19 protein-coding genes, 1 tRNA gene and 2 other annotated features are annotated in these 21,437 nt (G+C 38.0%); of the genes, 17 read left to right on the top strand and 3 right to left on the bottom strand.

What is annotated here, in order from left to right:
• Positions 1-48 precede the first annotated feature (48 nt).
• Positions 49-167 (top strand) — a sequence feature (ribosomal protein L20 leader region).
• From infC to TTE_RS08035, 15 genes are all read left to right on the top strand, one after another.
• The gene (gene infC, locus TTE_RS08105) at positions 163-705 is read left to right on the top strand and encodes a translation initiation factor IF-3 (RefSeq protein WP_011025902.1); all 543 of its coding nucleotides are present in this window, start codon (positions 163-165) and stop codon (positions 703-705) included. It overlaps the preceding feature by 5 nt.
• Before the next feature lie 15 nt (positions 706-720).
• The gene (gene rpmI, locus TTE_RS08100; RefSeq protein WP_011025901.1) at positions 721-924 is read left to right on the top strand and encodes a 50S ribosomal protein L35; all 204 of its coding nucleotides are present in this window, start codon (positions 721-723) and stop codon (positions 922-924) included.
• Positions 925-942: 18 nt separating this feature from the next.
• Positions 943-1,302 (top strand): 50S ribosomal protein L20, encoded by a 360-nt coding sequence (gene rplT, locus TTE_RS08095; protein ID WP_011025900.1) that lies wholly within the window; start codon positions 943-945, stop codon positions 1,300-1,302.
• A 48-nt stretch (positions 1,303-1,350) separates the two neighbouring features.
• Positions 1,351-2,151 (top strand): TrmH family RNA methyltransferase, encoded by an 801-nt coding sequence (locus TTE_RS08090; RefSeq protein WP_011025899.1) that lies wholly within the window; start codon positions 1,351-1,353, stop codon positions 2,149-2,151.
• Positions 2,139-2,354 (top strand) — a binding site (T-box leader). It overlaps the preceding gene by 13 nt.
• A gap of 48 nt (positions 2,355-2,402) precedes the next feature.
• Positions 2,403-3,422, top strand: a complete 1,020-nt coding sequence (gene pheS / locus TTE_RS08085; RefSeq protein WP_011025898.1) for a phenylalanine--tRNA ligase subunit alpha — start codon at positions 2,403-2,405, stop codon at positions 3,420-3,422.
• Positions 3,423-3,433: 11 nt separating this feature from the next.
• Positions 3,434-5,818: a phenylalanine--tRNA ligase subunit beta gene (pheT, locus tag TTE_RS08080; RefSeq protein WP_011025897.1), complete on the top strand. Its 2,385-nt coding sequence runs from the start codon at positions 3,434-3,436 to the stop codon at positions 5,816-5,818.
• A gap of 66 nt (positions 5,819-5,884) precedes the next feature.
• Positions 5,885-6,259, top strand: coding sequence for a cell division protein ZapA (gene zapA, locus TTE_RS08075; RefSeq protein WP_011025896.1), 375 nt, complete (start codon positions 5,885-5,887; stop codon positions 6,257-6,259).
• A gap of 10 nt (positions 6,260-6,269) precedes the next feature.
• A complete protein-coding gene (locus TTE_RS08070; protein ID WP_011025895.1) occupies positions 6,270-8,624 on the top strand; it encodes a DUF3656 domain-containing U32 family peptidase in 2,355 nt (784 codons plus the stop codon).
• 11 nt (positions 8,625-8,635) lie between these two features.
• Complete coding sequence (locus tag TTE_RS08065) at positions 8,636-10,999, top strand: endonuclease MutS2 (protein WP_041587330.1); 2,364 nt, start codon at positions 8,636-8,638, stop codon at positions 10,997-10,999.
• A gap of 10 nt (positions 11,000-11,009) precedes the next feature.
• The gene (locus TTE_RS08060; RefSeq protein WP_011025894.1) at positions 11,010-11,447 is read left to right on the top strand and encodes a DUF523 domain-containing protein; all 438 of its coding nucleotides are present in this window, start codon (positions 11,010-11,012) and stop codon (positions 11,445-11,447) included.
• Positions 11,448-11,488: 41 nt separating this feature from the next.
• Positions 11,489-12,184, top strand: coding sequence for a sporulation protein YunB (yunB, locus tag TTE_RS08055; RefSeq protein WP_031314049.1), 696 nt, complete (start codon positions 11,489-11,491; stop codon positions 12,182-12,184).
• Positions 12,185-12,232: 48 nt separating this feature from the next.
• A tRNA-Ala gene (locus tag TTE_RS08050) sits at positions 12,233-12,308 on the top strand.
• Between the two features lie 198 nt (positions 12,309-12,506).
• Complete coding sequence (locus tag TTE_RS08045) at positions 12,507-13,673, top strand: sensor histidine kinase (protein ID WP_011025893.1); 1,167 nt, start codon at positions 12,507-12,509, stop codon at positions 13,671-13,673.
• Complete coding sequence (locus TTE_RS08040; protein ID WP_009610608.1) at positions 13,651-14,277, top strand: response regulator; 627 nt, start codon at positions 13,651-13,653, stop codon at positions 14,275-14,277. Before TTE_RS08045 ends, TTE_RS08040 begins: the two co-directional genes overlap by 23 nt.
• Before the next feature lie 92 nt (positions 14,278-14,369).
• Complete coding sequence (locus TTE_RS08035) at positions 14,370-15,773, top strand: aminopeptidase (RefSeq protein WP_011025892.1); 1,404 nt, start codon at positions 14,370-14,372, stop codon at positions 15,771-15,773.
• A gap of 17 nt (positions 15,774-15,790) precedes the next feature.
• On the opposite strand, the gene TTE_RS08030 is transcribed toward TTE_RS08035, so the two are convergent.
• Complete coding sequence (locus TTE_RS08030) at positions 15,791-16,432, bottom strand: CAP domain-containing protein (RefSeq protein WP_011025891.1); 642 nt, start codon at positions 16,430-16,432, stop codon at positions 15,791-15,793.
• A gap of 148 nt (positions 16,433-16,580) precedes the next feature.
• Entirely contained in the window at positions 16,581-17,984 is a 1,404-nt protein-coding gene (locus TTE_RS08025) for an ISLre2-like element ISTte3 family transposase (protein ID WP_011024560.1), read from the bottom strand.
• Positions 17,985-18,155: 171 nt separating this feature from the next.
• Between TTE_RS08025 and TTE_RS08020 the strand changes: the two genes are divergently transcribed.
• On the top strand, positions 18,156-18,413 hold the full coding sequence (locus TTE_RS08020) for a DUF3343 domain-containing protein (RefSeq protein ID WP_011025890.1): 258 nt from the start codon (positions 18,156-18,158) through the stop codon (positions 18,411-18,413).
• On the opposite strand, the gene TTE_RS08015 is transcribed toward TTE_RS08020, so the two are convergent.
• Positions 18,410-19,786 (bottom strand): hypothetical protein, encoded by a 1,377-nt coding sequence (locus TTE_RS08015; RefSeq protein ID WP_009610615.1) that lies wholly within the window; start codon positions 19,784-19,786, stop codon positions 18,410-18,412. The two genes, TTE_RS08020 and TTE_RS08015, sit on opposite strands and share 4 nt — an antisense overlap.
• A 275-nt stretch (positions 19,787-20,061) precedes the next feature.
• Between TTE_RS08015 and TTE_RS08010 the strand changes: the two genes are divergently transcribed.
• On the top strand, positions 20,062-21,345 hold the full coding sequence (locus TTE_RS08010) for an IS110 family transposase (protein WP_009609557.1): 1,284 nt from the start codon (positions 20,062-20,064) through the stop codon (positions 21,343-21,345).
• Positions 21,346-21,437: the final 92 nt, after the last annotated feature.

Raw genomic sequence — 21,437 nt, 5'->3', positions numbered from 1 at the left:
GGCGAAAAAATAATTGACAAAAAAATAAAATAATGATAAACTAAAAAAGCGAATAAGTAGAAGCGCCCGCTTCTCACCTTTCGCCATAGGGCAGAAAGGTTTCTTCTTGAAAGTCAAAAGTAATATGGGCGAAGAAGCGGGTGGATTATCCGCTTTTATTTTTTGATAATTTTTAGGAGGTGTGTATTTATTAACCATCGGGATTTTCAGGTAAATGAGCAAATTAGGGACAAAGAGGTAAGGCTTATTGACCAGGATGGCAAGCAGATAGGGATAATGTCTGCCAAGGAAGCTTATAAGATTGCACAGGAGAGGCATTTGGACCTTGTGAAGATCGTTCCCAATGCCAATCCCCCTGTTTGTAAATTGATGGATTTTGGCAAGTACAGGTATGAGCTTAGCAAGAGGGAAAAAGAAGCTAAGAAAAAACAAAAGATAATAAATGTGAAGGAGATAAGGATGTCCCCTAATATTGAAGACCATGACTTTGGAGTCAAATTGAAAAGTGCGATTAAGTTTTTAAAGGATGGGGACAAGGTGAAGGTGACTATAAGGTTTAGGGGGAGAGAGGCGGCTCACACCTCCCTGGCAGAAGACCTTTTGAAGCGCTTTGCTGAGGAACTGAGGGAGTACGGCAATGTAGAAAAGGCGCCGAGCATGGATGGTCGCAACATGATGATGGTAATAGCACCTAAAAAACAGTAGAAGAGGAGGATAATTATGGCAAAAATAAAGATGAAAACTCATAGGGGAGCAGCAAAGAGATTTAAGGTGTTAAAATCCGGAAAAGTAAAGAGGATGAAAGCTTATAAGAGTCACCTTTTGACTCACAAAAGTTCAAAGAGGAAGAGAAGATTAAGAAAAGCTACTTATTTAGAGGGAGCAAGTGCCAAGACTATAAAGCGTCTTTTACCATATTCATAAAAATAGGAGGTTGTAAAAATGGCTAGGGTAAAATCCGGAAAAGTTACGAGAAGAAGGCATAAAAAGATACTAAAGCTTGCAAAAGGTTACTGGGGAGCGAAAAGCAAGCTCTTCAGAGTTGCTAATCAGGCTGTAATGAAGTCTTTGATGTACGCTTATATTGGAAGAAAGTTAAGGAAGAGAGATTTCAGAAGGCTTTGGATTACCAGGATTAATGCAGCTGCAAGAGCTTATGGTATTTCTTACAGCAGGTTTATAAACGGTCTCAAGAAAGCAGGGATAGAGATCAACAGAAAGATGCTTTCAGAAATGGCAATACACGATGAAAAGGCTTTTGCAGAGTTAGTGAACATAGCTAAACAGCAATTAAACGCATAAGGCCAGTTTTAGATGGCCTTTTGCTTTAATAAAAAAGAGTGGTGCAATATGCTCATAACGAGTGAGGACAATAGCTTTATAAAGAAGATTAAAAAGCTAAAAGATAAAAAAGGGCGATATGAAGAAAAGCTCTTTTTTGTAGAAGGATTAAACAGCGTAAAAGAAGCCTTGGATAGTGACTTTAAAGTGGAGTATGTGGTAGTAGGGGAAGATGTGGAATTTGAGTTTAAAGGAGATTTTAAGCTAATACGCATTGCAAATAAGCTGTTTAAAAAAATCAGTGATACGGTGACTCCTCAAAAAATAATGGCGATTGTGAGGATGCCAGTGTACCGCGAAGAAGATTTTATAAAAGAAGAGGGCGTGTACGTTATAGCAGATAATGTACAGGACCCGGGAAATCTTGGGACAATCATAAGAACGGCTGATGCTTTTGGGGCTGATGCTGTTTTTACAATAAATAACTCTGTCGATATATATAACCCAAAAGTTCTCAGAGCCTCAATGGGGTCAATCTTTCACATTCCTGTCATCGCTACAGCAAATGAAGTGCTTTACAAACTTAAAGGAAAAGGTGTCAAAGTTTTTGCCACGCACCTAAAAGGGGAAAAATTTGTGCATGAAGTTGAGATAGACAAAGGTACAGCTTTTATTCTGGGAAATGAAGCGAGGGGAGTGAGCTCTTTAGATTTTGTAGACGGCTTTATAAAAATTCCTATGACAGGGAGAGCAGAATCACTGAATGTTTCCATTGCGGCAGCAATATTTTTGTACGAATCACAAAGGCAGAGGTTGATAAAAAATAAGCAAAATGGTATAATCTTAAAAAAATACAGCCAAATGCGATGAAGGAGTAAAGTACATTATCGAAGGCCACAGGGAGATGGCGCCGTAGACTGAGAGCGCCATTGGCAGGTAGATAATGGAAGTTCCCTCTGGAGCAGCGTGCTGAACCAATAGTAGGCATTGCCGGGCGACCGTTACCTAAAATGAGGGAGCACCTCAAATGGGGTGCTAAGATAGGTGGTACCGCGGAATTCTTCGTCCTATGACGGAGGATTTTTTATTTTATAATCACAAGAAAAGGGGTTGAAAAAGGGATGGAGGAGTTACTAAAAGAGCTTTCTAAAAGAGCAGAAGAAGAGATTCTTAAGGCAAAAAGCCTTCAAGAAATTGAAAGTTTAAGGGTTAAATATTTGGGGAAAAAGGGCGAGCTTACGCAAATTTTGAGAGGGATGGGAAGTTTAAGCCCTGAAGAAAGGCCAGTGATAGGGCAGTTAGCCAATGATGTGAGAGAAAAAATAGAGAATATGATTTTGGAGAGAAGAGAAAAAATTGCCAAAGAAGAAAAGGAAAGAAAGATAAAAGAAGAGTACATAGATATTACCATGCCAGGCAAGCCTTACAAATACGGGCATAAGCATCCTATTACTCTTGTGATGGATGAAATTAAAAGAATTTTTCTGGGCCTAGGTTTTTCTATTGCAGAAGGGCCAGAAGTAGAGCTTGCTTACTACAATTTTGAAGCTTTGAACACTCCGGAAGACCATCCTGCTCGCGACTTGCAGGATACTTTTTACATAACTTCTGATATACTTTTGAGGACGCAAACTTCTCCAGTTCAAGTGAGGACTATGGAAAAGACCAAACCACCTATAAGAGTTATTTCGCCCGGCAGAGTCTACAGGTCTGATGACATAGATGCTACGCATTCTCCTGTATTCCATCAGATGGAGGGTTTAGTGGTAGATGAGGGCATCACAATGGGGGATTTGAAAGGGGTTTTAAACGTATTTGCTAAAAAGTTTTTCGGGGAACAGACAAAGACAAAATTTAGGCCCCACTTTTTCCCCTTCACAGAGCCCAGTGCAGAAATGGATGTAAGCTGTTTTGCTTGTGGCGGTAAGGGATGCCGTGTGTGCGGCTACACCGGCTGGATTGAGATTTTAGGTGCAGGCATGGTCCATCCTAATGTCTTGAGGATGTCAGGAATTGACCCTGAGAAGTATACCGGTTTTGCCTTTGGGTTGGGAATAGACAGGATAGCGATGTTAAAATATGGGATAGAAGATTTGAGATTGTTATTTGAAAACGACATGAGATTTATAGAACAATTTTAAGGGGTGAGCTTATGTTAGTGTCTCTTTCTTGGTTGAAAGAATTTGTAGATATAGATGAAGACGCTAAGACAATAGCCGAAGGGTTGACCATGTCTGGTTCGAAAGTGGAAGGCATAAAAAGTTACGGGGAAGAAATTTCCAATGTAGTTGTAGGGCAGATTGTATCTTTGGAAAAACATCCTAATGCAGATAAATTGTGGGTTGGGATTGTGGACATTGGAAGTGAAAAATTGCAGATTGTCACAGGGGCAGAAAATATAAAGGTAGGGGCCTATATACCGGTAGCATTGCACGGTGCTACTCTTCCGGGTGGAGTGAAGATAAAAAGAAGCAAATTAAGAGGAGTAGAGTCTGAGGGCATGATGTGTTCTGCGGAAGAGCTGGGGCTTGATGAGAGCCTGCTGCCTGAGTATCAGAGAAACGGGATATTCATCCTGCCTCCACTTCCTCTTGGGATGGACATAAATGAGGCATTGCAGCTTAAAGATGATGTTTTAGAATTTGAGATAACGCCAAATCGCCCCGACTGTCTATCTGTAGTTGGAATTGCGAGAGAGACTGCGGCAACTTTCAGAAAATCTTTCAGAATGCCAGAAATCAGAGTTACAGAAGTGGAGGAGCCCAATCCTGCCAGAGTGACTATAGAGGCGCCGGACCTTTGCTACAGGTACGTTGCGAGGGTCGTGAAAAATGTCAAAATAGGTCCTTCCCCCATCTGGATGCAGGTAAGGCTGTTGAAGGCAGGTATAAGGCCTATAAACAACGTAGTAGATGTGACTAACTATGTGATGCTGGAGCTGGGACAGCCTCTGCACGCTTTTGATTTGGACAAAGTAAAGAATAAACACATAATTGTGAGAAGGGCAAGAGACGGAGAAAAATTGGTTACTCTAGACGGGAAAGAGAGGATTTTAGATAGTTCAATGCTTGTGATAGCGGACGAAGAAAAGGCAATAGGCCTTGCAGGAGTAATGGGAGGAGAGAACACAGAAATAACGGATTCCACAGTGAATATACTCATAGAGAGTGCCAATTTCAAAGGCAGCAATATAAGGCATACCTCCAAAAAGCTGGGTCTTAGAAGCGAGGCTTCAGCGAGGTTTGAAAAAGGGCTAGACCCAGAAATTACAGTTCTTGCCTGTGAGAGAGCAGCCCAGCTCATGGAAAAGTACTGCGGTGGAGAGGTATTAAAAGGAATTGTGGATGAATATCCGAAGCCAATGGAAAGAACAGTATTGACTGTAAGGCCTGATAGGATAAATAAATTTTTGGGCACAAATTTAGCTACCTCTGAAATGATTGAGATCTTAAGGTCTTTAGAATTTGAAGTAGTTGAAAAAGGAGAAGAGCTTGAAATAAAAGTTCCTCACTTCAGAAAAGATGTGACTATGGAGGCAGATATTGCAGAAGAAATAGCTAGGCTTTATGGTTACAACAATATTGAAGATAGTCTTATGAAAAATGCTCAGACCACTTTAGGTTCTCTTACAAAAGAGCAGCAGCTGGAAGAAAAGGCGAGAGAAGTACTGCTGGCTTGTGGACTAAATGAGATTGTCACAATGTCATTTATGGGAGAGAGGGATTTAGACAGAATAAATGTTCCTAAAGACAGTGTTTTGAGGAAAGCTGTCAAGATAATAAATCCCCTTGGCGAAGAGCAAAGCCTTATGAGGACTACACTTTTGCCTTTTATGCTAAATGTGGCTTATACCAATTACAGCAGAAAAGTGGGGGAATTTAGGGCTTTTGAAATCTCAAGGGTATTTTTACCAAAAGAACTGCCTTTGAAGGAACTGCCTGAAGAGGTAAAGACTATTTCTCTGGGAATGTACGGCAAGGAAGTGGACTTTTACACCATAAAAGGAGTAATTGAAGAACTGCTTGAAGTGATGGGGATTGTTGATGTAGAATATGTGAGGGCAGAGGAACCTTCTTATCATCCTGGAAGGTCAGCAAAAATACTCTTTAAAGAAGAAGTATTGGGTGTCTTTGGAGAAGTTCATCCGGATGTTTTGGAAAATTATGACTTGCCCGTGAGAGTGTATGCGGGGGAGTTGAATTTGGATAAAATCATAAAATTTGCTAATGTAGATAAAAAGTACACCCCGCTTCCCAAATACCCTGCAGTTGAAAGGGATATCGCAGTGGTCGTAGATAAGGATTTGTTTGTGGCTGAAGTTGAAAAAGTAATAAAAGAGACCGGCAGAGGGTTTGTAGAAAAAACTGCCCTGTTTGATGTTTACAAAGGACCCAACATCCCTGAAGGAAAGAAGAGCGTCGCCTTTTCCATCTGGTACAGGTCTTATGAGAAAACCTTGACCGATGAAGAAGTCAATGAAGTCCATGCTAGGATAGTTAAGGCTTTAGAGGAAAAATTGGGGGCTAAATTGAGGTAAAAAAGAAGGAAAATTGCTTTTTATGTAGAAATAAATAGAATAACAAAGGATTAAGGGGATGTTTCTGTGGAGTTAAACAGGGTTAGTGTAACGATTAATGGCAATGAGTATATTTTAAAGTCCGATTATCCCGAAGAGCATGTAATAAAACTTGCAAATTATGTAGACAATGTAATTAAGGAATTGATGCAGAGCCATAAAAATCTTTCACAGGTTCAGCTGTTCTTGCTTGCTTCTTTGAACATTGCCGATGAGCTTTTCATGTCTAAGGAGGAAAACAATGCAATAAAAAAAGAGCTGCTTTCGTTGAAGACAGAATTAGAAGAAAAAAATAGGCGGATAAAAGAGCTGGAACAAGAGCTAGAAAATACTGTAAATAAACTTTTGGAGACAGAAGAAGAGTTCAGGCAGTTTTTAGAAACATTTGACCAAGAAAAGTAAAGGTGGTTGGATGAAAAGGGTTGAACTATTGGCACCGGCAGGGGATTATAATGCGCTTTTAAATGCTGTAAATGCAGGCTGTGATGCCGTTTATTTGGGAGGCAAGAATTTTGGGGCAAGAGCTTATGCCCCTAATTTTGATTATGAGGACCTTGAGAAAGCTTTAGAGTTTTGTCATTTGAGGGATGTTAAGGTTTATGTGACTGTCAACACTTTGATATTAAACGAAGAAATGGATAAACTTGTAGAGTACATTGACTTTTTATACTCAATTGGGGTAGACGCTGTTATAGTGCAAGATTTAGGAGTGCTGAAATTTTTAAGAGAAAATTATCCGGATTTTGAAGTGCACGCCAGTACGCAGATGACAGTACATAACCTGGAAGGCGTGCGGGAATTAGCTGAAAAAGGTGTGTCCAGGGTTATTTTATCAAGGGAATTGACTCTTAAAGAAATAAAAGATATTGCTTCCAATTCCCCTATAGATGTAGAGGTTTTTGTTCACGGGGCTATGTGCGTGAGCTATTCAGGTCAGTGCTTTATGAGCAGCCTCATAGGAGGAAGAAGCGGCAACAGAGGGAGATGTGCTCAACCCTGCCGTTTGAAGTATTCTTTAGTCAACAAGGAAGGGAATATTTTAAAAGAAAATTTGCACCTTCTGAGTATGGCGGATTTGTGCACAATTGAACATATACCTCTCCTTATTGAAGCAGGCGTTTCTTCTTTTAAGATTGAGGGAAGGATGAAAAGTCCGGAATACGTCGCTTCTGTTGTGAAAGCTTACAGAGATGCCATAGACAGTTATTACGAAGAGAGAGCTTTTGATAGTACTAAAGCCATGGAAGAAATGGCTAAAGTCTTCAATAGAGGTTTTTCTACGGGGTATTTGTTTGAGAGAAAGCCTTCCAAGATGAGCTATGTTACTCCTAAGAATATAGGGGTACCTGTTGCGGAGGTAGTAAAAACCAAAGGGAGAGAAGTAAAAGTAAGGCTTCTTCAAGACATAAGAAAGGGAGATGGGATTTCTGATTCAAAGGGAGAAAAAGGGCACAGGATACAGGAAATCATAAAAAATGGGCAGAAAGTAGATGTGGCTTTTAAAGGGGAGATAGTGACCCTTTATTTGGATTTTTACCCCAAAGAAAAAGATATTTTGAATAAAACTTACGATTACCTTTTAAATGAAAGTTTAAAAAATTTGCCAGAGAAAAAGGTTCCTGTGAAAATTTATGCAGAATTGAAAAAAGAGATGCCTTTTGTAGTTAGAGTAGAAGATGGAATTTTCTTTGGGGAAGCGAACAGTGGAAGTATTCCGCAGGTAGCTAAAAAGGTTTCTATAGAAGAGGATTTTCTAAAGGACAAGTTGTCTCAGATTGGCGATACGCCTTTTTATCCTGAGAAAGTAGTTGTAAGTTTAGATAAAGGGCTTTTCATGCCTGTAAAGGACATTAAGGAGACAAGAAGGAAGGCAATATATGAATTAAAGTTAAAAAAATTGGCTTTCTATCAAAGGGAAAAGCTACAGAAAAAAGTTAAGCTTCCAAAGGGAAGAGAAAAGAGTGAAAGTCCAGTTTTGACCTTCTACACTGATAAATTAAATCATCTAGAAATCGCAGCATCTCTGGGGATACAGTATGTTTATTTTGATTACAAACTCAATGAAAGTATCTTAAAACAAGCAGTTAAATTGCTGGAGGGAAAAGATACTGTACTTGTTGCTGCTTTTCCTTCAATTTTAAGAGAAGAGATGAAAGATATTGAAAGGCAATTGCGGCTTTTAAGAGAATTGGATATACGGAATATCCTTGTTTCCAATTTGGGGCTTTATCATATTTTAAAAAATAGTGACTTTAGACTGTTTATTGATTATCCTCTCAATGTTTTCAACAGCCTTGCTGTAGAGTATTTTAATGCTTACGCTGTGACCCTTTCTTATGAACTTACGCTTGAGCAGATGAAAGACATTGCAAAAAGAAGCGATATAAAGTTTGAGGCAGTGATATATGGTCACCTTCCTCTTATGACTACGGAATACTGCCCTATAAGAAATTTAGTGGGTTGCGACAGGGCAAAATGCGAAAAGGGTTACTATTTTCTTAAAGACAGGAAAGGTAAATTGATGCCTATAAAGAGCAATGGTTTTTGCAGGATTCAGATTTTAAATGGGGATGTGCTCTTTATGGCAAATCACATGGAAGAGCTGAAAAAATCCGGCCTTTCTTTTCTCAGAATAAATGATACAATAGAAGAAGATGAGGAAATAGAAAAAATTTTACAAATGCATATAAAAGCATTAGAAGGAGAAAAAATTGAGGTTCCAGAGGGAAACTATACCAAAGGACATTTTTACAGAGGAGTTTTGTAGTCATGAAGGGAATGAGGGAAAAAACTTTAAAAAGCCTTGAGTTTGACAAAATAGTTAAGCTAATTGCGAATGAATGCGACTCAGAGCTTGGGAGAGAAAAAGTTTTTGACATAGAGATAAAAAAAGATTTAAAGGCAATAGAATTTGAATTAGACTTGCTCAATGAGGCAGTGAAATTTATCTATTCCTATGGGGATATATCTTTTTCTTTTCAAGACATAAGAGAGCATGTAAAAAAAGCGCAGATTGATTACATCCTCTACAACAGGGAACTTTTAGGTATTAAAAATTTTCTCAGCCTTGTGGAGGAAGTCAAGGCCCACTTTAAATCGCTGTATGACAGGGAAGACTTTTTATTGCTTAAAGAATTTGATAAAAGGCTTGTTCCTCTAAAAAGTTTAAAGGAGAAGATTGAGAATACGGTGATTTCTGAAGATGAGATCTCAGATGAAGCCTCTCCGGTTTTGAAAGCAATAAGGAGGCAGAAGGCATCAATAAATGAGAAGATAAAGTCTACTTTAAATTCTATAATTTCTACAAGGCAAAAAGAACTTCAAGAGCCAATAATAACAATGAGACAGGGAAGATATGTCGTGCCAGTAAAACAGGAATACAGGAATGTGTTTAAAGGCATAATACACGACCAGTCTTCCACAGGGGCTACTTTGTTCATCGAGCCTATCCAAGTAGTAGATTTAAACAATGAATTGAGGGAGTTAGAATTAAAGGAGCAGAAGGAGATAGAAAGGATACTTTTTGAACTTTCTCAAGAAGTTAAGAAGAATGCTGAAGCTATTTTCAAAGATGTTGAAGTGGTATCTGAACTGGATTTCCTATTTGCAAAAGCCCGTTATTCAATAAAGATAAAAGCTTCAAGGCCTGAGCTAAATACTTCAGGGTATGTAAATCTCAAAAAAGCGCGCCATCCTTTGATAGACCCTGAGAAAGTCGTTCCAATAGACATACACATAGGAAGAGAGTTTACTACCTTGGTAATTACAGGTCCTAACACAGGAGGTAAAACTGTCACTTTAAAGACAGTAGGGCTTTTGACTTTGATGGCGATGGCAGGAATAAACATTCCTGCAGAAGAGAAATCCCAGATTTCCATATTCGAAGATGTCTTTGTGGACATAGGCGATGAGCAGAGCATTGAGCAAAGTTTGAGCACCTTTTCTTCTCACATGACAAATATAGTGAGTATTCTTAAAAAGGTCAATAAGAATTCTTTGGTGCTTTTGGATGAGTTGGGGGCAGGGACTGACCCTCTTGAAGGTTCTGCACTTGCTATGAGCATCTTGGACTTTCTCCACAGGACAGGATGCAGGACAATAGCCACCACCCATTACAGTGAGCTCAAGCAGTACGCCTTGAAGACCAAGGGCGTGGAAAATGCCAGTGTCGAGTTTGATGTGGAGACCTTACGGCCTACTTACAGGCTTATCATAGGTATTCCTGGAAGGAGCAATGCTTTTGAGATTTCAAGAAGGCTTGGGCTTTCAGAGGAAATAATTGAAAATGCCAAGAGCTACATGTCTGGTGAGGCCATAAGGTTTGAGGATGTCATTAAAGACGTAGAAGAAAAAAGAAAAGATCTAGAAAATGCTTATCAGGAAGTAGAAAGGCTAAAAAAAGAAGTGGAAGTCTTAAAAGAGGAATTAGAAAAGGAGAAGAGAAAGCTCGAATCTCAAAAAGATAAAATATTGAAAGAGGCTAAAGAAAAAGCTAGGGAGATAATTAAAGAAGCAAAGCAGACTGCAGAGGAAGTAATAAAGAGGATAAAAGAGGCAGAAGAAAAAGAGAAAAACAAAGACAGGGCGATACAGGAAATAAGGGAGAAGATCAAGAAAAATCTAGAAGAGTTGGAAGAAGAGGTTTTAAAACCTAAGGAATTTTCTTATGGCAAAATCCCTGATTCTTTAAAAGCTGGACAGACTGTTTATATTGTCCCATTAGACCAAAATGGAATTGTTCTCTCTCCACCGGATGCATCAGGAAATGTTGAAGTGCAGGCGGGAATTTTGAAGATGACAGTTCACATAAGCAATTTGAGAGTCAAAGAAGAGCAGGAACAGGAAGAAGTGAAAAAGGGTTACAGCAGGTTTATCAATGAAAAGGCAAAGTCGATAAGCCCCTCTCTTGATGTCAGAGGTATGACTTTGGACGATGCTCTTTTGGAAGTGGAAAAATACATTGACGATGCGTATCTGGCAGGGCTTAATCAAGTGACTATAATACACGGAAGGGGTACAGGAGTTTTGAGGACGGGAATTGCCAAATTTTTAAGAAATAGTAAGTATGTAAAATCCTTTAGGCTAGGCAGATATGGTGAGGGCGGTGATGGTGTCACCATTGTTGAATTGCACAGCAGATAGGAGGGGACTTATGTACCTTGTGAGTGCCTGTTTGGCAGGGATAAACTGCAAATATGACGGCGGCAACAATGAAAGAGAAGAGATAAAAAATTTAGTAAGGGAAGGCAAAGCTATTTTGGTTTGCCCTGAGCAGTTAGGGGGGCTTCCAACTCCTAGACTTCCTTCTGAGATAAGGGGAGATAGAGTTTTTAATGTTAAGGGAGAGGAAGTCACTGAGAATTTTTACAGAGGAGCGTATGAGACTTTAAAAATAGCTGAGCTTTACGGTATAAAAGAGGCAATTTTTAAAGCCAAAAGCCCTTCTTGTGGATGTGGGCAGATATACGACGGGACCTTTTCCGGTAGATTGATTGAAGGCGACGGGATAACTACAAGGATTTTAAAACAAAATGGAATAAGAGTGATGACGGAAGTGGAATTTTGCGAAAAAACAAAAAAGAGTGAGTAAAACAGCTTCCCCTACATAAAATTGTAGGGGAGGTGTTTTTGTTGAGGAGGAAAAAGTGGGGTTATAGGAGAGTAAAAGGCCTTTACATATATTTGATTTACACCATTGTAGCACTAATTTTTTTCTATTATTTTACGGAATACAGATTAAAGCCGGCGATAATTGCTGTAAGTGAAACTCTGGCAAAAGAGACAGCAGTGAATACCATAAACGATGCTATAAATGAAAGAGTGCTCAAAGGGATAGAGTACAAAGACTTGGTTTATGTTAGAACAGACAACAACGGAAAAGTTTCGATGCTTCAGGCTAATACGATTGAGATGAATCTTTTGGCTTCAAAAATCACGAGAGAAGTCAAAGAAAATTTGAATAGTATAGGGCCTTTATATGCAAAAATCCCTTTGGGGTCCGTGTTTTCTAGTGATTTATTTGCAAATGTAGGGCCCAGAATAAAAGTTGGCCTTTTGCCTGTCGGGGCAGTTGATGTGGACTTTAGCTCTCAATTTGAGCCGGCAGGAATAAATCAAACAAGGCACAGGATTTATTTGGACATACGCACCACTATAAGGATAATTGCCCCCTTGACATCAGACGAAGTGCAGGTTACCTTGCACATGCCTATTGCTGAAAGCATAATAGTTGGAGATGTGCCGGCAAGCTATGTTGATGTCAACGGGGATAAATTTACTGTTCCAGTTCCCCAGCCTTCTGATTCGAAAGTGGAAATCAAGAAATGACTATTGAAATTTTGTCGAGAAGCTGATATAATAAAAAACGTGTGAAGTGGGGACGTAGCTCAGTTGGGAGAGCACCTGCCTTGCAAGCAGGGGGTCGGGAGTTCGAATCTCCTCGTCTCCACCATTTTTTTATTTGATGGGTATCTGATATCCTCAAGGGATATTTTAGATTGTGGAAGATAAAAACTTTGTCAACGAACTGTAATACCCGTTTAGGGTATTTTTTTTGCCTTCTTCAAGTTTAGCATTTTTTTCTTCAAAATGCAGGATTTTTTACTTTTTTGTCGAATTATTAAAACAATGGGCTCAGGAGGTGAGATGAATGACTCAAAGTAGTGAAGTCCTGTATAAAAAAAGATTAGAAAACATTGTAGAAAAAACTATTGAAGTCATTGAAAGCAGCAAGCAACAGATTTTTGAGATCCTTGAAAAAGCAAAAGATGAAGCTAGAAAGCTGGAAGCACAGTTGGAAGAACTTAAAGTTCAGGTGATAAACGTCATAAAAGAAGTGGAAATGTGTGAGAAAAAAGAAAAAAAATGTCGACTGAAATTGGCTTTGGTGAGCAAACAGTTTGGTCACCTCTCTGAGCAGGCAATAAAAGAAGCTTATGAGGAGGCAAAAGAGGCGCAGATAGAGTTGGCTCTAAAAAGGAGAGAAGAAAAGGAGCTTATAGAGAGGAGAAATGAACTAGAGAGGAAGCTTCTTGATACGAAAGCCATTATAGAAAAGGCTGAAAAGTTATCTTCCCAGATAAACATAGCTTTAAATTATTTGAATGGAGATTTGAAGGCGATGAACCTACAGCTGGAGCAACTCAAGGACAAGCAGGCTTTGAGCGTGAAGATCATTGAGGCCCAAGAGGAAGAAAGGAAAAGAATTGCAAGAGAGATTCACGATGGACCGGCTCAAGCAATGGCAAATGTTCTTTTAAAGTCAGAATTATGTGAAAAGTTAATCACAAAGGATGTGGAGCAGGCAAGGTTAGAACTCAAAAATTTAAAAGAAATTGTCCAGCAGTCTTTGAAGGAAGTCAGAAAGATAATCTACGATTTGAGACCTTCTGCATTGGACGATTTAGGCCTTGTACCCGCTTTGTCCAGGTACATAAAGAATTTTGAAGAAGAGACCGGGATACATGTTGATTTTACTGTGCTTTCAGATTACCAGAGGTTGAGTCCAGAGATTGAGGTCACATGTTTTCGCGTGGTGCAGGAGGCCCTCACAAATATAAAAAAGCATTCCAGGGCAAAGACTGCTTCAATTAAGTTTGAGTTTGGGATGAAATTTGTAAGCATAATCATAAAAGACGATGGGATAGGATTTGATAAAGAAAAGATAGGACAGGGATATGGCCTTATGGGGATGAGGGAGAGGGTGGAAATTTTGAATGGAAAGTTTGAGATAAGCAGTTTCAAAGGCAAAGGGACTCAAATTTACATTTCCATTCCTGTAAGGGGTGTTGAGGATGATTCGGTTGCTAGTGGCTGATGACCACGCTCTCATAAGAAAAGGACTTGTCCAGCTGATAGAACTTGAGAAGGATATAAGAGTGATATCCCAAGCTTCAAATGGTGAGGAAGCTTACAGGCTTGCTAAAGAACTTTCTCCTGACATAATTTTGATGGACATAAATATGCCTGTAATGAATGGCATAACAGCAGCGAAAAAATTGAAGGCAGAAAAACATCCCAGCAAAATACTGTTTTTGACTATTTACAATGACAAAGAATACTTGGTTGAGGCTTTGAAGTTAGGAGTGGAAGGTTACATATTAAAGGATGCTGAGTATGATGACCTTATAAAGGCTGTCCGCACAATTTACAATGGTGGAGTGTACATTCATCCTTCTCTCATGCAAGAGATAGAGGATTCGAATGAGGAATTATTAAGAAAAGAACTTACTCCCCGCGAGATAGAAATACTCAAGTTGCTCTCTCAAGGATACAGCAATAAAGAGATCGCACAGAAACTATTTTTAAGCGAAAAAACTGTGAAAAATCACGTCTACAATATTTTCCGCAAACTGGGTGTCAAGGACAGAACGCAGGCTGCAATTTATATGCTCAAAAATCAGACGATTTTACAGAGTTAATCCTTTACAAGGCTAAATTTGACTTTTATTCAAAAAGGGAATAATATTATAGATGGATGTTTCAATATTAAAAGCAGCGGGGGGTAATGTAATTGGAAGAAAAAGATCTGAAGGAAATTGAAAAGAGACTGGGGTATAAAAATGTGGATGCATGGACTAAAATTTCCAGTGAGGAGAGGGAAAAAGTATTTGAGTTTGCAGAAGGCTATAAAGAATTTATGGCAGAGTGTAAAACTGAAAGGGAAACAGCGGAGAAGATAATTAAAATTGCGGAAGAACACGGCTTTATTGACATTGAAAAAGCTACAAATTTGAAACCAGGCAGCAAAGTGTACTACAACAACAAAGGGAAATCAGTAGTCTTAGCTGTAATTGGGAAAGAGTCCATGCAAAAGGGCATTAAAGCCGTAGCCTCCCACATAGATTCTCCTCGAATAGATTTAAAGCCCAATCCTCTGTATGAAGAAGGCGGATTAGCGCTTTTTAAAACCCACTACTACGGAGGCATTAAGAAATATCAATGGGTTACAATACCTCTGGCGCTTCACGGCGTAATTGTAAAGTCAAACGGAGAAAAGATAAATATAGTGGTGGGGGAAGACGAGAACGACCCTGTACTTTACATAACTGATTTACTGCCCCATTTAGGGAAAGACCAAATGGAAAAGAAAGCGTCGGAAGTGGTGACAGGGGAAGCTTTAAATGCAGTAGTGGGAAGTATACCGCTGTCTGAGGAAGTAAGTGTAAAACCGAGTATACTCAAATATTTAAATGAGAAGTACGGCATAGTAGAAGAAGATTTATTAAGCGCTGAATTAGAACTAGTTCCCGCTTACAAACCAAGAGATGTAGGTTTTGACAGAAGTATGATTGCAGCTTACGGGCAGGATGACAGAGTCTCTGCTTACACTTCCCTGAAAGCTATCCTGGAGATAGGAGTTCCTGAAAGGACTGCTGTTGCTATATTTGCAGATAAAGAAGAAGTAGGAAGCATGGGAAATACAGGTTTGCAGTCAAGGTTTTTTGAAAACGCCATTGCAGAAATCCTTGAAAAATATGAGGGCAGTACTGATATAAAACTAAGGAGACTTATGGCAAACTCTGAAATGCTCTCTGCAGATGTAAATGCTGCTTTTGACCCGACGTATGCTGAAGTGAGTGAAAAACAAAACACAGCTTATTTTGGTAAGGGTGTATGCATAACAAAATACACTGGGGTGAGAGGAAAAGCTGGATCCAATGATGCAAATGCAGAGTTTGTGGGGAAAGTTAGAAGGCTTTTCAATGAAAATGGAGTAATCTGGCAGATGGAAGAACTTGGGAAGGTTGACATGGGAGGCGGCGGCACTGTAGCTCAATATGCAGCTAATTACGGGATGGAAGTGTTGGACTGCGGCGTGGCTCTTTTGAGCATGCACGCGCCTTATGAATTGTCTTCCAAAGTGGATGTGTACATGGCTTACAAAGCCTATAAAGTTTTCATGGAAAAAGATTAATCCGGGAAGTTCCCGGATTAATCTTTTATAAAAAGTTCCACTACTATTATTCCATTTCCTTGTTTATTTTTTACTATTCCGACTCCAATTTTATTGTAATAAGGATTTAATATATTCGCCCTGTGCCCTTCTGAATTCATCAAAGAATAGTGAGCTTTTATCACGTTAGAATTTACTGCTATGTTTTCACCTGCCATATAATAATTTATTCCAAATTTTTTGAGCATGTCAAAAGGAGAGCCGTAATTTGGAGAAATGTGAGAAAAGTAGTCGTTGTCCCGCATGTCTTCAGCTTTTAGTCTAGCAACTTTGCACAGATTTTCATCTACCTGTAATGGCAAGAGGTTGTTTTTTTTTCTTTCTTTATTCACCAGTTCTACTAAAGTTTTTTCCTCCTGTGAAAGTACTGCACTTGTTTGAATTTGTGAAGTGTTACTTGGATTCGCTGTATTACTATTTATGATACTGGAGGAAGGTGTGTATGAAGCTATTTTTTTGTTTAAGGAGACAGGCTGTCTTACTGTTATAAGAGCAGAAGGTCTTATTAAATTGTTTTTTGAAAAATAGCCATAAGAGTAAAAGATTGAAGCGTCAGCAGAATTAAAAGAAAAAAGTGAAATTGCTGCTAAAACTAGTGCTATTGTTGATTTTGTTTTCATGTACACCACCTCAAATCAATATATTCTACAGAAAGCTGTAAATTCCTTCAAGTAATTTATGGACATGGATAGTGTCAAGATACTGTAGGATTTTTTTAAGACAACCCCTGAAACTTAATTAATTCAGGGCTTCGTTTTATCATGTTCTTTATATAACTTGTGCATATTTTAATGCTCTTAAAACCCTATATATTGGCGTTACTTTCCCTATATTCAAAACCGTAATATTGTTTATTTTTTCATTTGTAGACGTTTTAACTCTCCTTACTGCCTCTTTTATTTGCTTCTCTGTTAATTTGTAACTTCCTGCATTTATATTCTTTTTCTTGCCCCACTCTACTTCTCTTAAGTCTCCTCCATTCTTGCTAAATACCCTTAATTTCGCCATTAACTTTAATCCTTCTCTGCTCCACCCTAATGGATTCCTGCTAAGTCTTGCAGAAAATACATGGCTTATATGCCCTTCTGCACTGCACCCTATTACATCTTCGTCTTCACTGTATATCTTTATCCCTTCCCAATTGTTTAGTATGTATCTCTTCGCTTCCTTTATCTTTTCTTTTTCTTTCTCTTCTTTTGCTATCTTTATTAACTCACCAAATATTTTCTTCACTCCTTCTTTATCCCCTTCATTTATTGCTCTCCATATCTTATCCCTATACTTTGGCTCTTTTGATGTTGCTTTTAATACGTATTTGTTTAAATGATATCTGTCTAACACAAACCTTGATTTTACTATCCATTCTAATCCCTCTTTTATCCATGGTGCTCCATCTCCTGCTATGTATATCTTCTCTATCTTCTCTTCCTTGTAATTTTCTTCTATGTAATTCGCTACATCTATCCATATGTCTTCTGCTTTCTCTCCTACGTATGCCTTGTAATACACATTCTTCAGTACGTTCCTTCCGTTTTTCTCTTCCCTACCTTCATGTATGTATATCAATCGCGGTGTTTCACTGCTGCCATCTTGTAAAGGTACATGGTCTTCATCTGCTTCTATGTATAAAACCCTTACTTCCTTCTTCTCTTTTATTTCTCTCTTCACCTCTACTTCTCCTATTTCCCTTATTGCGTTTAATACCGTCTGTTTACTTATTTTCTCTGGACATGCTTTCTCGCTACTTTTCTCGTATGATTCTTCTATCGCATTTTCTACTAACTTTATTTTTACTCCCTTTTCTATCCTCTCGTGCCGTCCTATCTCTAATGCATCATCCACTAAATATGTATATCTACCATCCTCCCTTGATTTGTAATATGTCCTCTCATATTCAATATCCCCAAGGACTGTCGTTAATCTCTTTTTATCTTTCCTCTCTACTACCCATTTTTCTTTCCTTCTCTTGTCTTCTTTTATTATCCTATCTAACTCCTCAATAATTGCTTCTATTGCCTCTCTACCTAGTTTGTCCGTAAGTTCTTTTATCCTTGCTACAAGCTCTGTAATATTCATTCCATTCTTTAATAAATCCTCAAAAACATTCATCATTTCCCTAGTGAAATTTAGAGCATTTTGTAGTATAATATCCTCAAAAATATGTTTTTTCACAAGAGACACCCCTTTCGTGTTTTTTGTTTTCCACAATCTATTTTATCACAGGGGTTGTCTCTTGTTTTTTCACTTTAAAAATCCTACGATAATTTTACACTATGATGGACATGAAGGAACATTGTATCAACTGAGGGAGGTGTAGAATATACTGGTTCTGAGGTGGTATGTGTGAAATACGGGTTGATCGTGTTTTATTCCTATCAGCATGGGCTTATGGCAGAGAGAGTATTAAAAAGGCACAATATTGCTGTAGAATTTGTTCCTACGCCAAGAAGCATTTCAGAAGGGTGCAGTCATTCTCTCAAATTTGGGCTTGAGTCTTTAAAAGTGGTGCAAAATTTATTACAGAGAATTAATGTTCCATACAAGGGAATATACGAAGTGGAAAAAATACCGGCGGGGTATAAAATAGTAAAAGTGGTTTAGTCCTCTTCTTTTATGAAGAGGCTTTTTATTTTTTGAAATGTAGTGGCATTTTTAATGCTTTCTAGCTTGGAGTTTAAAATTAGTACTTGATTCTGTAAGTCCTTTATCTGCCTTTTTAGGTTTTCATTTTCTCTCATCAATCTGTTTACCATTGTATTGTAATTGTCTGCTTTAAGAGATATCTTTGCTTTTTCCTCATTTGCTTGCTTTAAAAGCTCCTGAAGTTCAAAGATGTTTTTGTTTTTCATTGCAATTTCGGCATTTTTTCTGTTTAATTCTTCTTCCAAAAAAGACTTTTCCTCTTTCAAAGTCTGTAACTTTTTGATTAAGAGATTTAAGTACTCTTGGACTTCTTTTATGTAAAAGGTGAAATAAGTGCTTTTTTCTTCTGGTTCCTTCCTAGGTTTGTATTCCAGTGGTATTATTTCTCCTTTTTTGCTTAGGAAAATGTAATTAGATTGTAAATTCCCTAAGGGAGCTCTCAGTTTAAAAAATTCTACTTCTTGGAGTGAGAAAGGAAGTTTAAAGGGTTTGGACCAGCTATTTCCACTGTCGGAGGATATGGTTGCAAAAAGGCTGTCTTTTTGTATGTAGCTTCCCCACAGGTTGTTATCTATAACAGAAAGGTGCAAATTTTTAATTTCGGTGGAGTAGGCTAAGGTAGTGGCAGCGGTCCAGTTTCCTTTTGGCCAGCTGCCTGGAGTTTTTTTCTTATACTTTATCTCTTGAATTATGTCCTCTTCTATCCAAAGGGTGTGTATGTTTTTCTGAGAGTCTACCGAAATAGCAGGTGAGAAGATTTTTTCTGATTCGGAAATTAAAAATTTTGGTGACCAGGAATCTTGCGTGTAGAAAAGGTAGTAAAGTTGTGTTTTATTTTTCTCAACTGTTGTATAAAGAAGATGAACATTTCTTTCATCTTCTAAAAATACTTCATAGAAAGGGAAGAGTAAAGGGCCTTTAATTAAAGCGATGTTTTTGCCACTCCAGTTTTTATCCCATTTTTGATGAATTAAAAGCATTTCTCGAGGTTTGCTTATACTGCTTAAGGTGTAAAAAAGGTGTACCACCTTGTTTTTTATTAATAGGGTAAAATTATCAAGATGCGTATTTTTATCAGGGTAAGAGTAAAGAACTTTTTTATGCCATCCCCTTTCTGAAAGAATTAATAAAACTAATTCTCCTTCTGAATTTTGGTATATCAAATTTAGTTTTCCTTCATCATCAAAACAGGCATCAAAATCGCTTTCACAGTCAGAAACTATGACTTCCTCCGCCTCTTTACCTTCACTTATTTTTTTAAGAGCTATCTTTTTGTCTTCTAAATAAAGGTATTTAAAAAAATCTCCTTTTTCGATGAGTATATTTGCCATTTTCAAGCCCCCTTTCGCTAAAATATATGCAAATAAGTTGCGATATAGAATTGTTAAACTATTAACATGACTTTTAAAAAGGATTTTTAGCAAAAATGTAGAAATAATATATAATATAAAGTAGCTTTGATGCAATAAGAAAAAAGGAGCATTCCTGTAATGAATAAAAAATAAGGGAGAATGGACTTTGAAAAAATAAGTACCTCCTGATAAAATACAGAGTGTAAGTTTAAGAACTTACCTCGAATTATCAAAATAAACAGGAGGTACCTAAAATGAAGTATAAACAAAATGAAAAGATTTTGCAAGTAACGGGAGACACATTAATTGCGGGAGTAGACATAGCAAAAGAAAGCCATTATGCCAGAGCATTTGACTACAGAGGAGTAGAATATGGGAAATACCTGAGATTTGAAAACAATAGAGAAGGTATGACAAAATTTCTTAACTGGGCAAAAGACTTGATGGAGAGACATAAGAAAAACAAACTAATAGTAGGGATAGAACCGACAGGGCAATATTGGCTGTGTTTTGCCCAATACCTTAAAGACAATAACATAAAGGTAGTATTGGTTAATCCATTTCATGTAAAGATGAGCAAAGAATTAGATGACAATTCTCCCACAAAAAGCGATAAGAAAGACCCAAAAACAATAGCAATGCTAGTAAAAGACGGGAGATATGTAGAGCCGATAATACCTGAAGGAGTATATGCGGAATTAAGGGTAGCGATGGACATAAAAGAGAGGTTGAACAAACAAATAGGGATGACAAAAAATCAAATAACAAGATGGTTGGACATATACTTTCCAGAGTTTAACACCGTATTTTCAGACTGGGAAGGGAAAGCAGCACTTATCACATTAAGAGAATTTCCAACGCCTGAGAAGATAGCAAAAAAGAGTGCTGAAGAAATAATATCGATATGGAAGAAAGAAGTACAAAGAGGGGTAGGAGAAAAAAGGGCTATAAAGCTGATAGAAACTGCTAAGGAGAGCATAGGGAAGAAGCAGGGCATAAAGATGGCGGAATACGAGATAAAGACTCTCATTGAACAATACGAATTTTTAAAAAAACAAATTGAAGAAATAGAGAAGAAGATGGAAGAATTAATAGTTGAGATACCAGGGGTTAAAGAACTACTAGAAATCAAAGGGATAGGAGTAAACACAGTAGCAGGTTTTATTGCAGAAGTAGGAGATATTGAAAAATATGAACATCCAAAACAGATACAAAAACTAGGGGGATTAAACCTAATAGAAAATAGCTCTGGTAAGCATAAAGGAGAAACGACAATAAGTAAAAGAGGGAGGAAGCGATTGAGGAGTGTGCTATTTAATGCAGTAATGGCCTTGGTCGCAAAAAACGAAGAATTTCGTGAACTACACAAATATTACACCACCAGAGCGCAAAACCCGCTAAAAAAGAAGCAATCACTAATAGTATTGTGCAACAAACTGATAAGGATATTTTATGTCATATTAAAGAAAGGAGTAAAATATGACCCAATCAAGATGATGAAGGACATAAAGAGGCCAGGCTTACAGGAAGCTGCATAAAAAGTGCCAACATACTATCAAATCAATTAAGGGTTAATCATCTTCTCTTCAGCTTTAACTTAGTCACATCTAAAGAGCTGACCCTTAAGAAG

This window comes from Caldanaerobacter subterraneus subsp. tengcongensis MB4 (genome assembly GCF_000007085.1).
GTDB lineage: Bacteria > Bacillota > Thermoanaerobacteria > Thermoanaerobacterales > Thermoanaerobacteraceae > Thermoanaerobacter > Thermoanaerobacter subterraneus.
The sequence above is the reverse complement of the archived record's forward strand: the minus strand, read 5'-3'. Positions and strand labels throughout refer to the sequence as shown.

What these genes read in the sequence shown, in the direction of transcription:
- rpmI (WP_011025901.1), top strand. Translation starts at nt 721, where the DNA reads ATGGCAAAAATAAAGATGAAAACTCATAGGGGAGCAGCAAAGAGATTT.
- rplT (WP_011025900.1), top strand. Translation starts at nt 943, where the DNA reads ATGGCTAGGGTAAAATCCGGAAAAGTTACGAGAAGAAGGCATAAAAAG.
- TTE_RS08090 (WP_011025899.1), top strand. Translation starts at nt 1,351, where the DNA reads ATGCTCATAACGAGTGAGGACAATAGCTTTATAAAGAAGATTAAAAAG.
- pheS (WP_011025898.1), top strand. Translation starts at nt 2,403, where the DNA reads ATGGAGGAGTTACTAAAAGAGCTTTCTAAAAGAGCAGAAGAAGAGATT.
- pheT (WP_011025897.1), top strand. Translation starts at nt 3,434, where the DNA reads ATGTTAGTGTCTCTTTCTTGGTTGAAAGAATTTGTAGATATAGATGAA.
- TTE_RS08070 (WP_011025895.1), top strand. Translation starts at nt 6,270, where the DNA reads ATGAAAAGGGTTGAACTATTGGCACCGGCAGGGGATTATAATGCGCTT.
- TTE_RS08065 (WP_041587330.1), top strand. Translation starts at nt 8,636, where the DNA reads ATGAGGGAAAAAACTTTAAAAAGCCTTGAGTTTGACAAAATAGTTAAG.
- TTE_RS08060 (WP_011025894.1), top strand. Translation starts at nt 11,010, where the DNA reads ATGTACCTTGTGAGTGCCTGTTTGGCAGGGATAAACTGCAAATATGAC.
- TTE_RS08045 (WP_011025893.1), top strand. Translation starts at nt 12,507, where the DNA reads ATGACTCAAAGTAGTGAAGTCCTGTATAAAAAAAGATTAGAAAACATT.
- TTE_RS08040 (WP_009610608.1), top strand. Translation starts at nt 13,651, where the DNA reads ATGATTCGGTTGCTAGTGGCTGATGACCACGCTCTCATAAGAAAAGGA.
- TTE_RS08030 (WP_011025891.1), bottom strand. Translation starts at nt 16,432, where the DNA reads ATGAAAACAAAATCAACAATAGCACTAGTTTTAGCAGCAATTTCACTT.
- TTE_RS08015 (WP_009610615.1), bottom strand. Translation starts at nt 19,786, where the DNA reads ATGGCAAATATACTCATCGAAAAAGGAGATTTTTTTAAATACCTTTAT.
- TTE_RS08010 (WP_009609557.1), top strand. Translation starts at nt 20,062, where the DNA reads ATGAAGTATAAACAAAATGAAAAGATTTTGCAAGTAACGGGAGACACA.